Source organism: Microvirga terrestris, from assembly GCF_015694425.1.
Classification (GTDB): Bacteria; Pseudomonadota; Alphaproteobacteria; order Rhizobiales; family Beijerinckiaceae; genus Microvirga; species Microvirga terrestris.
This window is the reverse complement of the sequence record NZ_JADQDN010000017.1, coordinates 38741-52031: the sequence shown is the minus strand read 5'-3', so window position 1 is coordinate 52031 and position 13291 is coordinate 38741. Positions and strand designations below refer to the sequence as shown.

Genomic DNA, 13291 nt, shown 5'->3' with positions numbered 1-13291 from the left:
GACTTCGGTGTGGTTCGCGCCGGCCTGAACTTCCGCTTCGGCACCTACTAAGATCCTTCGCCTCGGCGATCGACGAAGAAGGCCCGGGTCAACACCCGGGCCTTCTTCGTTTCACGGGGTAACTCGGGTATCAATCGACGATCGACACGACCTTCCAGCTTTGTGCGCCCGCCGGAACGACCTCGTCATAAACATGGTGGCTCCTGCCATTCGCAGCGGGAATGTCCGAGACAACGGTCTCAAGGGTAAGACTACAACTCCGCTGCATCCAAAATCATCGCGCCGCCGATCGCCAGTTCCTTCATGGTGACCGGTGTGGCTGTGCGCCTCTGCTGGCGGATGACAATGCGCTTCTGTGGACGAACCATCAAAATCCCTGTTGCCTTGGTGGGATCGTAATGACCAAGATCTGACTGCCAGCGCCAGCCCTGGTAGACGATCATAGAGCTCTTCCTGGTTCACCTACTGAAATTTACCTCGTGCAGGCTCCAAACATGCGCAGATCGTCCGCTTGCCGCGCATCCAATCAATCATGGCTAGGCAATCCGCTCCTCATCATAGCGCATTTGTCCTGCTGACAGGCTTGAGTTCCTGAACAGATACAACAAAAAAGCCGGAGCCCAAAGGCTCCGGCGAAGGAAGGCTGCTGATCCGCAGCCGGGAGGATAAGCGTCCGTTAGACGGAGTAGTACATCTGGAACTCGACCGGATGCGGAGTCATCTCGAACCGGGCGACCTCGGCCATCTTCAGTTCGATGTAGCTGTCGATGAAGTCGTCATTGAACACACCGCCGGCCTTCAGGAACGCGCGGTCCTTGTCGACGCTGGCGAGCGCTTCGCGTAAGCTACCGCAGACGGTCGGGATCTTCTTCAGCTCGCGCGGAGGCAGGTCGTAGAGATCCTTGTCCATGGCCGGGCCGGGATCGATCTTGTTCAGGATGCCGTCCAGACCGGCCATCATGATCGCCGCGAAGGCGAGATACGGGTTGGCGGTCGGATCGGGGAAGCGGATCTCGACGCGCTTGGCCTTCGGCGAGGTCGTCCACGGAATACGGCAAGAGGCCGAGCGGTTACGGGCCGAATAAGCCAGCAGCACCGGAGCCTCGTAGCCCGGGACGAGACGCTTGTAGGAGTTCGTCGACGGGTTAGTGAAGGCGTTCAGTGCCTTGGCGTGCTTGATGATGCCGCCGATGTACCACAGGCATTCTTGGGACAAGTCGGCATACTTGTTGCCCGCGAACAACGGCTTGCCGCCCTTCCAGAGTGATTGGTGCACGTGCATGCCCGAGCCGTTGTCGCCATAGACCGGCTTCGGCATGAAGGTTGCGGTCTTGCCGTAGGACTGGGCGACGTTGTGGATGCAGTACTTGTAGATCTGCATCTCGTCGGCGGTGCGCACGAGGGTGTTGAACTTCGTGCCGAGCTCGTGCTGGGCCGACGCCACCTCGTGGTGATGCTTCTCGACGGTGACGCCCATGGCCTTCATGGCGGCCAACATTTCGCTGCGCATGTCCTGGGCGGAATCGAGCGGGGGAACCGGGAAGTAGCCGCCCTTGGTCGGGATGCGGTGGCCGAGGTTGCCGCCCTCGTAAGGGGTGTCGCCGTTGATCGGCAACTCGGCGGAGTCGAGCTTGAACCCGGTGTTATAGGGGTCGGCCATGAACTTCACGTCGTCGAAGATGAAGAACTCGGCCTCGGGACCGACATAGACGGTGTCGGCAATGCCCGTGGACTTGAGATAGGCCTCGGCCTTCTTGGCGATGCCGCGCGGATCGCGGTTATAGGGTTCGCCGGTTGCAGGCTCGAGAATGTCGCAGTTGATCGCCAAGGTGGAGGCCGCGAAGAATGGGTCCATCTGGGCCGTCGTCGGGTCTGGCATGAGAGTCATGTCGGACTCGTTGATCGCCTTCCAGCCCGCGATGGACGAGCCGTCGAACATGATGCCGTCGGCGAACATATCCTCGTCGACCATCGACACGTCGAAGGTCACGTGCTGCCACTTGCCGCGGGGGTCCGTGAAGCGGAAGTCAACGTACTGAACGTCGTTATCCTTGATCGCCTTAAGCACATCCTTGGCGGTCTGCATGGTCGTCTGGTCCTCTTCTGCCCTTGAGAATCGTCCTTGGCCGTCAGGCCTTGGCTTTAAAAAAGCGAGCTTAGATCGCGTCAGATCCGGTCTCGCCCGTGCGGATGCGAACGGCCTCTTCGACCGTCGAAACGAAAATCTTGCCGTCTCCGATACGGCCGGTCTGGGCCGCCTTGCGGATGGCCTCGATGGCGGCGTCCGCCATGTCGTCGTTGAGAACGATCTCGAGCTTCACCTTCGGCAGGAAGTCGACGACGTACTCGGCGCCGCGATAGAGTTCCGTATGGCCTTTCTGACGGCCGAAACCCTTGGCCTCGATGACGGTGATGCCTTGCAGGCCAACTTCCTGCAGAGCCTCTTTGACTTCATCGAGCTTGAAGGGCTTGATGATGGCTTCGATCTTTTTCATCCCGTTCAACCGCTCTCGTTCGAGGTTTTGCTGCTTTTAGCACCAGCCGGGAGGAGCCTTCCATGGTCTCGTCGAGTCAAAGTCGTCCATTCTGCTGCCTTGGCGGGCATCTTCTGCTTAAAGTTTGGGCAGTTGCGAAAAACCTCGCCAAATCTTCGGAAATCGCTCCATTTTGCTCCCATGACAGCCCCTGAACTCATTCTGACGCCCTCTGAAATGAAGCAAGCCGACCGGGAAACGGTCGAAAGCGGGATTTCGGGAATCGAGCTCATGCGGCGCGCTGGACACGCTGTGGCCGATCATGCCGAAAAATTAGTCTCCCCAGGCGCCAGGATCGTCGTAGCGGCAGGGCCCGGCCAGAACGGCAGCGACGGCTTCATCGCGGCAGCGCTTCTGGTCGGGAGGGGCTACCAGGTACGCCTCGGGCTCCTGGGTTCATCGGACCGGCTGACGGGCGATGCCGCCGAGGCCGCCAAGGACTGGACCGGTGAGATCGGACGGGCCGAGGATCTGCCCTTCCATGAAACTGATCTGGTGATTGACGCTTTGTTCGGCACGGGCCTCGCGCGTGACCTTGAGGGCGCTGTGCGCCTGACCGTCGAGCGCATGAACGCCTCGGGGCGTCCGATCTTGGCGGTAGATCTTCCCTCCGGCATCGACGGCGACACCGGAGAGGTGCGAGGCGTCGCGGTCAAAGCCACCCGGACCGTGACCTTCGCCACCCGCAAGCCGTGCCATCTGCTGATGCCTGGTCGGGCCTATAGCGGCCCGGTTGAGGTGGCTGATATCGGAATCGGCCGCAAGATTTTGGAAGCTAAGGGCGGCACGCTGTTCGCCAACAATCCGGCTCTCTGGAATCATGTATTGCCGAGGCCGGGTCTTTCCTCCCACAAGTATGAGCGCGGTCACACGCTGGTCGCCTCCGGCGGTGCGACCCGAACGGGCGCAGCGCGGCTGGCTGCGCGGGCAGCACTTCGGATCGGCTCCGGTCTTGTAACCGTGGCCTCGCCCCCAGAGGCGCTCGGGGTCAACGCGGCCCACCTCACGGCCGTCATGCTGCGCGGCTGCGACGGACCGGAAGGCCTGAACACGATTCTCCAGGACCCGCGCTTTAATGCTCTGGTCCTAGGCCCGGCGCTCGGCATACACGCGGGCACCCGAGCCATGGTGGCCGTGGCGGTCCATGCTAGGCGCAGCCTCGTTCTCGATGCGGACGCATTGACCTCCTTCGAGGGGCTGGCGACCGAGCTGCATGGAGCCTTCCGCCATGCCCCGACGGTGCTCACGCCCCATGACGGCGAGTTCAACCGCCTTTTCAAAGGGCATCCCGATCTCCTTGATCCTGCATCGAAACTTGAGCGCGCCCGCCGCGCTGCTGTGTATACGGGAGCAGTGCTGTTGCTGAAAGGGCCGGATACGGTCATTGCGGCGCCCGATGGGCGTACCGCAATCAACGAGAACGGCACGCCTTATCTGGCCACGGCAGGATCGGGCGACACCCTCTGCGGCCTCATCGCCGGCTTGATGGCACAGGGTGTGCCCGCCTTCGAGGCAGCTTGTGCCGGTGTTTGGATTCATGCACAGGCCGGGGCGAGCTTCGGTCCGGGGCTCATCGCCGAAGATCTGGCGGAACTGGTGCCGGGAGTTTTGCGGGAACTGCTCAAATAACCTCGACCCAGGTCCAAAGGCCCGCATCGAACCGTTCAAGCACGGTCGAGGCGAGAAGCCACTTGCCGGGGTTGTCCGCCACGAAGGCAATGCGGACGGTCTTGTTCTCCGGCACTTGCACCGTGTCCAGCCAATAGGGCTCCCAGCCATCATCCAGGGCATGGAGAAGACGGGCGCAGTGGCCGTGCAGATGGAGCGGCTGCATGAGGCCGGTCTGGTTGGTGAGCGTCAGTACCACCGGGCTGCCGCGCTTCACTTTAAGGAGTGGAGCGCCGTTCGGTTGGCCTATGGCTCCATTGATCGTCCATGGGACGTTCGGTGCCTTTGGATCTCCCTTGATCACCACATCCTTGCGGGTAGCGTTCTGAAGCTTGATCGTGTCCGACAGCTTCGTGTTGGCCGGCAGCGGAGCGATGGCGGGCAGGGCCGGGCGCTTCTCACCGGCAGTGACGATCTCGAGAAGGGGCAGCCCGTTGCCGATCAGGGCCGTCACGGCGCCGGTCGATCCAGGCTCCGTGGAAAGGTCTACGAGCAGATCGTAGCGGGAGCCAGGCGCGAAAGGCAGGGAGGCTCTCAGCGGCTCGAAAGTGCTCGTAGGCTGCCCGTCGATAGCAATTACATAGGCCTTCAACCCATCGAAGCGCAGGCGCATGGCGCGGGCATTGCAGGCATTGGCGAGCCGCAGCCGCAGGCGTCCACCGGGAGGGGCTTCGATCTTCTGTGGCGTCGGTTTGCCATTCAGGCTGAGCCAGCTCCCGAGGCGACCAGCCGGCGCAGCGTCAGTGGGTTTTTCAAAGGCTGCAAGAGAGCCGTCGTCATTCAAACCCCAGTCGTCGATCAACAGTGCAAGATCCTGATCGACATGCGGAGGATTCGCTTCTTCCACGACCAAAAGGCCCGAGAGGCCGCGCTCCTGGGGTTCGGCGCTGCCGCCAAGAATGCAAGGCCGGATCAGGAAGGTGCCGGCATCGGGTGGTGTGAAGCGGTAATCGTAAGTCTGGCCGGGCGCCACCGGCTCCTGTGTCAGGCGACCGGAGCCATCCATGGCATTCGGACCGCGAACCCCATGGAAATGGAGGGACAGGGGCAGGGCGGTGTCGTTGCGCAATTTCAGACGCAGCTCGGCTCCGTGTTTGATCCTTACGATGGGGGCGAGGGAGCCATTGAAGGCCCACGCCTCGGCCTCACGGACCGAATCCGGACCGAGCTTCAGCGGCGTGGCCTTTGCCGTCATCTCTTCAACTTGGGCGGCCGGGTCCTGTGCCAAGCCGATCCGAGGCAGGCCGATCAGAGAGGTGGCAAGGCCGGCGGTGACGGCGCGGCGGGTGATCATGCGGGAGGCTCGCGAAGGGCTGGAGGGTGTCGCTATGGGTACAGCGTTGAACGTGAACGGCCAAGTTTGGTTGCCAATTGGACGCACGCGAACTTTTTTGATGCACGCTTTCTCAACCATGCTATAGAGCCGCGTCCCGGAAGAGGGGCGCGTTCGCGCGCGCCGCTCCCGCGCGGGCGTGGCGGAATTGGTAGACGCACTGGATTTAGGTTCCAGCGACGCAAGTTGTGGGGGTTCGAGTCCCTCCGCCCGCACCAATCCCGTCAGGGTTGGATCCGGAGGCTCCGAGCGGCTCAGGTGACGGCATGACGCCGCATCGGCCGAGCCTGGATTTGAGATTCATATTCGAGTGGATGAAGGCGAATAATACCATGCAGGTGACGGAAACACTGTCCCAAGGCTTGAAGCGAGAGTTCAAGGTCGTGCTCCCGGCCACCGAGTTGGAAGAGCGCCTGAACAGCGAATTGTCGACCCTCAAGGACCGGGTACGGCTCAACGGTTTCCGCCCCGGCAAGGTGCCGGTGGGCCACCTGCGCAAGGTCTATGGCCGCTCCGTCATGGCCGACGTGCTGCAGAACGCCGTCAACGAGGCCAACCGTAAGATCGTGGAGGACAACAGCCTGAAGCTTGCCAACGAGCCCCAGGTCCAGTTCCCGGAGAGCCAGGAAGAGGTCGAGAAGGCCATGGACGCCAAGGGCGACTTGGCGTTCACCGTTGCCCTCGAAGTCCTGCCGGACTTCGAGCTGGCTGACCTGTCGGACGTGGCCGTCACGAAGCCGGTGGCCGAGATCACCGACGCCGAGATCACCGAATCGCTCGAGCGCATGGCCAAGCAGAACCGCTCCTTCGAGACGAAGGACGGTGAGGCGGTTTCCGGCGATCGCGTCGTGGTGGATTTCGTGGGCCGCATCGACGGCACCGCGTTCGAGGGCGGCAACGGCCAGGACATCCGGGTCGAGCTCGGCTCCAACACCTTCATCCCGGGCTTCGAGGACCAGCTCCTCGGCCTCAAGGCTGGCGACACCAAGCTCGTGAAGGTCACCTTCCCGGTGAACTACATGGCCGCTCACCTGGCCGGCAAGGATGCCGAGTTTGACGTGACTGTGAAGGAAGTCGAGGCTCCGGGCGAGCTGAAGATCGACGACGAGATGGCCAAGGGCTTCGGAATGGAGTCCCTGGACAAGCTCAAGGACGCGATCCGCGACGCGATCCGCAAGGATTTCGACACCCAGTCCCGCCGCAAGGTCAAGAAGGACCTTCTCGACTCCCTGGACGCAAAGTACAGCTTCGAGCTGCCGCCGACCCTGGTCGAGCAGGAGTTCACGGCCGTGTGGTCGCAGGTCGTGGGCGACATGAAGTCTAACAACCGCACCTTCGAGGATGAGGAAACCACCGAGGACGAGGCTAAGGCCGAGTACCGCAAGATCGCCGAGCGCCGTGTGCGTCTCGGGTTGGTCCTTGCACAGATCGGTGAGAAGTCCGATATCAAGATCTCCGACGATGAGGTGACTCAGGCCCTCATCGAGCGGGTCCGTCAGTACCCCGGCCAGGAGCGCCAGGTTTGGGAGTTCTACCAAAAGAACCCGCAGGCCCTAGCTGAAATCCGGGCTCCTCTGTTTGAAGAGAAGGTCGTCGACCAGATCCTGTCCCAGGTGAAGGTGAATGAAGAGACCGTCTCCAAGGACGCGCTCTTCAGCGACGAGGACGAAGAGAAATCCGGCAAGGGCGAGTAACGCTCCTTTAAGCGTCTCGTTGCTTGCATGACATGCACGGCCGCGGATTCGCGCGGCCGAACTGGAGCAGTGAGACAATGAGAGATCCGGTAGCCCTCTTTAACAATACGCTCGTCCCGATGGTGGTTGAGCAGTCGAACCGCGGCGAACGCGCCTTCGACATCTATTCGCGCCTTCTGCGCGAACGGATTATCTTCCTTACGGGCCCCGTCGAAGACTACTCGGCCTCGCTGATCGTGGCGCAGCTTCTGTTCCTCGAGGCCGAGAACCCGAAGAAGGAAATCTCCTTCTACATCAACTCGCCCGGCGGCGTGGTGACGTCGGGCCTGTCGATCTACGACACCATGCAGTTCATCCGCTGCCCGGTCTCGACCCTCTGCGTCGGCCAGGCTGCCTCGATGGGCTCACTCCTGCTGACGGCCGGCGAGAAGAGCATGCGATTTGCGCTCCCGAACGCCCGAATCATGGTCCACCAGCCTTCCGGCGGCTACCAGGGGCAGGTCACGGACATCATGATCCACGCCCGCGAGAGCGAGGCCCTCAAGCGCCGGTTGAACGAAATCTATGTTCAGCACACCAGCCAGCCTTACGAGGCAATCGAGCGGGCCCTGGAGCGCGACAATTTCATGACCGCCGAGGCTGCCCAGGAGTTCGGCTTGATCGACCAAGTGATCTCCAAGCGCCCCGAGCCGGCAGCCACTCCGGTCTAACCCTTAAATCCTGGGGACAAATTCCTCCAGGGTGCGTCTTTTTGGCGGGCAATTCCGTTTCTATTGATCCCGTGCCCTGCGCGTGATTGCATGTGGATTCGGAAAACGTGGCGATTTGATCGTTCAATTCTTAGCGACGGAACCTTTCGTTAGGCCCGCCGCTCATAAACTTAGAAGAAGTGCTGGGCCGGAAGGGCCGTCCCGGTGCGGATTGGAGATGTGATAATGACCAAGGCTGGCGGCAACGACTCCAAGAGCACGCTGTACTGCTCCTTTTGCGGCAAGAGCCAGCACGAGGTTCGCAAGCTGATCGCTGGCCCGACGGTTTTCATCTGCGATGAATGCGTCGAGCTCTGCATGGACATCATCCGCGAGGAGTCGAAATCGTCTCTCGTGAAGTCCCGCGACGGGGTTCCAACCCCGAAGGAAATCAGCCGCGTTCTGGACGACTATGTGATCGGCCAGGAGCACGCCAAGAAGGTGCTCTCGGTAGCAGTCCACAACCATTACAAGCGCCTGGCCCATGCGACGAAGCACAACGACGTCGAGTTGGCCAAGTCGAACATCCTGCTGATCGGACCGACCGGCTCGGGCAAGACCCTGCTGGCCCAGACCCTGGCCCGGATCCTCGACGTGCCGTTCACCATGGCGGACGCCACGACTCTGACCGAGGCTGGTTACGTTGGCGAGGACGTGGAGAACATCATCCTCAAGCTGCTCCAGGCCTCCGACTACAATGTCGAGCGGGCGCAGCGCGGCATCGTCTATATCGACGAGATCGACAAAATCTCCCGCAAGTCGGACAATCCCTCGATCACCCGTGACGTGTCGGGCGAGGGCGTGCAGCAGGCGCTCCTGAAGATCATGGAAGGCACCGTCGCCTCCGTGCCTCCTCAGGGTGGCCGCAAGCACCCGCAGCAGGAGTTCCTTCAGGTCGACACCACGAACATCCTGTTCATCTGCGGCGGTGCCTTCGCGGGCCTGGAACGGATCATCGCAAGCCGCGGCAAGGGCACGTCCATCGGCTTTGCGGCTTCCGTGAGTTCCCCGGACGACCGTCGGACGGGCGAGATCTTCCGCGAGGTCGAGCCCGAGGATCTGCTGAAATTCGGCCTGATCCCTGAGTTCGTCGGCCGTCTGCCGGTCCTGGCGACGCTGGAAGACCTGGATGTCGACGCCTTGAAGACCATTCTGCAGGAGCCGAAGAACGCCCTGGTCAAGCAGTATCAGCGCCTCTTCGAGATGGAGAACGTCCAGCTCACGTTCCAGGACGAGGCCCTGACCCTCATCGCCAAGAAGGCAATCGAGCGGAAGACGGGCGCCCGCGGCCTGCGGTCCATCATGGAAGGGATCCTGCTGGAGACCATGTACGACCTGCCTGGCCTCGATTCGGTCGAGCAGGTGGTGATCGGGCCCGAGGTGGTGGAGGGCAAGGCCAAGCCGCTCTTCATCCACGGCGAGCGCAACGATCAGGCCGCGAGCGCCAGCGCCTAGAGAATCGGCTCGGGGGCTCCTTATGAACCCAACCGTTGCGGGCGATCTTCTTGAAAGGTTGAGCCCGCAACGCCACATTATCTCCTGCGCCGAAGCTGTCCGCTCATCTCCCGAGGGATGGCCCGGCGTACCGGATGCAGCCCATAACAAAAGCCTGAGCATTCCGGTTATCCGTCTGAGGTCCAGCTCATGTGAGGGGATTCCCGGACGCAGTCAAAAGGAAGTCATCTCATGACACAATCGAAGCCACGTCAGCCTGTTGTTTCAGGCTCGACCGGAACCTATGCGGTTCTGCCTCTGCGCGACATTGTTGTCTTTCCGCACATGATCGTGCCGCTCTTTGTCGGCCGTGAAAAGTCGATCCGCGCGCTTGAGGAAGTGGTCAAGGGGGACCGTCATATCCTTCTGGCAACCCAGATCGATGCAACGGATGACGATCCGGCAACGGATGCCATCTACAAGGTCGGCACCCTGGCCAACGTGCTCCAGCTGCTGAAGCTGCCGGACGGCACCGTGAAGGTGCTGGTCGAAGGCGCGAGCCGCGCTCAGGTGAAGACCTATACCCGCACGGATGAATATTACGAGGCCGAGGCCGAGGCTCTGCCCGACTCGCTCGGTGACCAGGTGGAGGCCGAGGCGCTCGCCCGCTCCGTGGTGTCCGAGTTCGAGAACTACGTGAAGCTCAACAAGAAGGTTTCGCCCGAGGTTGTGACCGCGGTGACCCAGATCGACGAGCCGGCCAAGCTCGCCGACACCATCGCTTCGCACCTCGCCATCAAGATTGCCGACAAGCAGGCGATCCTCGAGACCCCGACCGTCGCCCAGCGCCTGGAAAAGGTTCTCGGCATGATGGAGAGCGAGATTTCGGTTCTCCAGGTCGAGAAGCGCATTCGTACCCGCGTGAAGCGTCAGATGGAGAAGACACAGCGCGAGTACTACCTCAACGAGCAGATGAAGGCGATCCAGAAGGAGCTCGGCGACGACGAAGGTCGCGACGAGCTGGCCGAGCTCGAGGAGAAGATCGAGAAGACCAAGTTCACGAAGGAAGCCCGCGAGAAGGCGATGGGCGAGCTCAAGAAGCTCCGCCAGATGTCGCCCATGTCGGCGGAAGCCACCGTCGTGCGCAACTATCTCGACTGGCTGCTCGGGATCCCGTGGAACCGCCGCTCGAAGATGAAGAAGGACCTGAAGGCCGCCCAGGATCTGCTCGATGCGGATCATTACGGCCTCGACAAGGTCAAGGAGCGTATCGTCGAGTACCTGGCCGTGCAGCAGCGCGCCAACAAGCTCACGGGTCCGATCCTCTGCCTCGTCGGTCCTCCCGGCGTGGGTAAGACCTCGCTCGGCAAGTCAATCGCCAAGGCCACGGGCCGCGAGTTCGTGCGCATGTCGCTTGGCGGCGTTCGCGACGAGTCCGAGATCCGCGGCCACCGCCGGACCTATATCGGCTCGATGCCCGGCAAGATCATCCAGTCGATGCGCAAGGCTAAGACGTCCAACCCGCTCATCCTGCTCGACGAGATCGACAAGATGGGCATGGACTTCCGCGGCGATCCGTCGGCAGCCCTTCTGGAGGTCCTCGACCCTGAGCAGAACTCGACCTTCAACGACCATTACCTGGAGGTCGATTACGACCTGTCCAACGTGATGTTCGTGACGACGGCCAACACGCTCAACATTCCCGGCCCGCTGCTCGACCGTATGGAAGTGATCCGCATCGCGGGTTACACGGAGGAGGAGAAGGCCGAGATTGCCCGCACCCACCTGATCCCGTCCTCCATGCAGAAGCATGGTTTGGCGCAGAAGGAGTGGAAGATCGGCGACGAGGCTCTCCTCATGCTGATCCGCCGCTACACCCGCGAGGCGGGCGTGCGTAACCTCGAACGCGAGCTGGCCAACCTCATCCGCAAGGCCGTGAAGGAGATCCTGATCTCCAAGGTCAAGTCGGTGGAGGTCACGACCGATAATCTGCCGGAGTTCCTGGGACCCCCGCGCTATCGCTACGGCGAGGCCGAGACCGAGGACATGGTTGGTGCGGTCACGGGCCTTGCTTGGACCGAAGTGGGCGGCGAACTGCTGACCATCGAAGGCATCATGATGCCGGGCAAGGGCAAGATGACTGTCACGGGCAACCTGCGTGACGTCATGAAGGAATCGATCTCGGCCGCGGCATCTTATGTCCGCTCCCGGGCCCTCGATTTCGGCGTCGAGCCGCCCATGTTCGACCGTCGTGACATACACGTGCACGTGCCGGAAGGCGCGACGCCCAAGGATGGCCCCTCGGCCGGCATTGCCATGGCAACCGCCATCGTTTCCGTCATCACGAGCATCCCGGTTCGCCGCGATATCGCCATGACGGGCGAGGTGACGCTGCGGGGCAGGGTGCTGCCCATCGGCGGGCTGAAGGAGAAGCTTCTCGCGGCGCTTCGCGGCGGCATGAAGAAGGTCCTGATTCCCGAGGAGAACGCCAAGGACTTGGCCGACATCCCGGCAAGCGTGAAGAACGGGCTCGAGATCGTGCCGGTTTCCATGATGGATCAGGTTCTCCAGCATGCCCTCGTGCGCATGCCGGAGCGGATCGAGTGGGATGAGGCTTCGGTTCTCAAGGGCCCGAAGCCTGCTGTCGAGGACGACTCAACCGGGGTTGTTGCGCACTAAAGCATCAACCTGACGCAACGACAGAAGCCCCCGAACGTGAGTTCGGGGGCTTCTTTTTTGGCAAAAATTGCTAAAAAACGGCTGATTTCAGCCACTTCGGGGCTTGCCTACGGACAAGCTTTGCGCCAAACGGGTGGTCCCTGAAACGGTGGACCATTTCCTTTTGCGGCTGCCGTGATCACTGGAGGATAAGACATGAATAAAGGCGAGCTCGTTGCGGCCGTCGCCGACAAGGTGGGCCTTTCGCGTGGCCAGGCTGGTGACGCGATCGACGCCGCCATCGAGGCGATCACCGGCGCTCTGAAGAAGGGCGACGAGGTCAAGATCGTCGGCTTCGGCACTTTCGTGGTGACCAACCGCGCCGCCGGTGAGGCGCGCAACCCGCGCACCGGCGAGAAGGTCAAGGTTCCCGCTTCCAAGACCCCCAAGTTCCGCGCAGGCGCTGGCCTGAAGGACGCCGTCAACGCGAAGTAATCGCTTTTAGACGGTGTTTGCTTGCAAAGAAGGCCAACGGCGCTTGCGTTGTTGGCCTTCTGTTTTTATGTCAGGCCTGTCGGGCGGTTAGCTCAGCTGGTAGAGCATCGGTTTTACACACCGCAGGTCGGGGGTTCGAACCCCTCACCGCCCACCATTCCCGAATCGTGTGACCGCTTTGGGCGCCTGTCAGGACGGACCGTTCCCGCCGTCGTCCATCAGCCGGTCGGGCACCTTCTCCGGTGCCACTTGCTGTTCCAGATCCTCAAAAGCGGGTCATTGGCTTCCTTGATGCCGAGATGCTCGGCAATGGCGCGGGTCAGCGTCAGGAGCCGTGCGATCTCATGTTTCGAGAGAAGATTGGTCTGGAGGTCAAGCTCGGAGCGGCGGTCCGCCTCCGCGGCCGCGCGGTTCTGGCTGATCAGAACGAAAGTGGAGAGAGATTGCCTCCACGGATGCGAAGGTCGCAAGGATCACGAAGGTCGGATCGAAGACTGAAACACCGGGAATGATCCCAAGGTTGGCGGCAATCCAACCGCTGACCAAGGCAAGGTGTATGTAGGCGAAGGCCAGGCTGCCTGTGAAACGGGTGCTTCCCTGGGCAATCCTGTCCTGAAGACTGGCCTTTCTCTCCTCCTCCTGGCGTTTGTGGCGCAGGGCGTCGATATTTCGCTCCAGCACAGAAGCGAACATATTCGGTTCAATCGGGGGGCGCCTGGGGCTTTC

General features: G+C 61.7%; 10 protein-coding genes, 2 tRNA genes and 1 pseudogene. 8 read left to right on the top strand and 5 right to left on the bottom strand.

Annotated elements, in window-relative coordinates; genetic code table 11:
- Positions 1-251: 251 nt before the first annotated feature.
- The 3 genes from I2H36_RS19235 to I2H36_RS19225 form a co-directional block, all read right to left on the bottom strand.
- The gene (locus I2H36_RS19235; protein ID WP_196265513.1) at positions 252-443 is read right to left on the bottom strand and encodes a hypothetical protein; all 192 of its coding nucleotides are present in this window, start codon (positions 441-443) and stop codon (positions 252-254) included.
- A 233-nt stretch (positions 444-676) separates the two neighbouring features.
- Positions 677-2086 (bottom strand): type I glutamate--ammonia ligase, encoded by a 1410-nt coding sequence (gene glnA / locus I2H36_RS19230; protein WP_196265512.1) that lies wholly within the window; start codon positions 2084-2086, stop codon positions 677-679.
- A 70-nt stretch (positions 2087-2156) separates the two neighbouring features.
- Positions 2157-2495, bottom strand: a complete 339-nt coding sequence (locus I2H36_RS19225; RefSeq protein WP_036352735.1) for a P-II family nitrogen regulator — start codon at positions 2493-2495, stop codon at positions 2157-2159.
- Positions 2496-2675: 180 nt separating this feature from the next.
- On the opposite strand from I2H36_RS19225, the gene I2H36_RS19220 reads away from it, so the two are divergent.
- Complete coding sequence (locus I2H36_RS19220) at positions 2676-4163, top strand: NAD(P)H-hydrate dehydratase (RefSeq protein WP_196265511.1); 1488 nt, start codon at positions 2676-2678, stop codon at positions 4161-4163.
- On the opposite strand, the gene I2H36_RS19215 is transcribed toward I2H36_RS19220, so the two are convergent.
- Positions 4156-5496, bottom strand: coding sequence for a multicopper oxidase family protein (locus I2H36_RS19215; RefSeq protein WP_196265510.1), 1341 nt, complete (start codon positions 5494-5496; stop codon positions 4156-4158). The two genes, I2H36_RS19220 and I2H36_RS19215, sit on opposite strands and share 8 nt — an antisense overlap.
- Positions 5497-5668: 172 nt before the next feature.
- Between I2H36_RS19215 and I2H36_RS19210 the strand changes: the two genes are divergently transcribed.
- The 7 genes from I2H36_RS19210 (at position 5669) to I2H36_RS19180 (ending at position 12722) form a co-directional block, all read left to right on the top strand.
- A tRNA-Leu gene (locus I2H36_RS19210) sits at positions 5669-5753 on the top strand.
- Between the two features lie 114 nt (positions 5754-5867).
- The gene (gene tig / locus I2H36_RS19205) at positions 5868-7229 is read left to right on the top strand and encodes a trigger factor (RefSeq protein WP_196265517.1); all 1362 of its coding nucleotides are present in this window, start codon (positions 5868-5870) and stop codon (positions 7227-7229) included.
- 77 nt (positions 7230-7306) lie between these two features.
- A complete protein-coding gene (locus tag I2H36_RS19200; RefSeq protein WP_196265509.1) occupies positions 7307-7939 on the top strand; it encodes an ATP-dependent Clp protease proteolytic subunit in 633 nt (210 codons plus the stop codon).
- Between the two features lie 225 nt (positions 7940-8164).
- Positions 8165-9433 carry an ATP-dependent Clp protease ATP-binding subunit ClpX gene (gene clpX, locus I2H36_RS19195; protein ID WP_196265508.1) on the top strand — a complete coding sequence of 423 codons (1269 nt, stop codon included), beginning with the start codon at positions 8165-8167 and terminating at the stop codon, positions 9431-9433.
- Between the two features lie 231 nt (positions 9434-9664).
- Positions 9665-12091: an endopeptidase La gene (lon, locus tag I2H36_RS19190; RefSeq protein ID WP_196265507.1), complete on the top strand. Its 2427-nt coding sequence runs from the start codon at positions 9665-9667 to the stop codon at positions 12089-12091.
- Positions 12092-12286: 195 nt separating this feature from the next.
- On the top strand, positions 12287-12565 hold the full coding sequence (locus tag I2H36_RS19185) for an HU family DNA-binding protein (protein ID WP_009490969.1): 279 nt from the start codon (positions 12287-12289) through the stop codon (positions 12563-12565).
- An 81-nt stretch (positions 12566-12646) separates the two neighbouring features.
- Positions 12647-12722: transfer RNA gene (locus tag I2H36_RS19180), tRNA-Val, on the top strand.
- Positions 12723-12783: 61 nt separating this feature from the next.
- Here the strand turns inward: I2H36_RS19180 and I2H36_RS19175 are convergent.
- Positions 12784-13258 (bottom strand): annotated as a pseudogene (locus I2H36_RS19175) (DUF1003 domain-containing protein).
- Positions 13259-13291 lie beyond the last annotated feature (33 nt).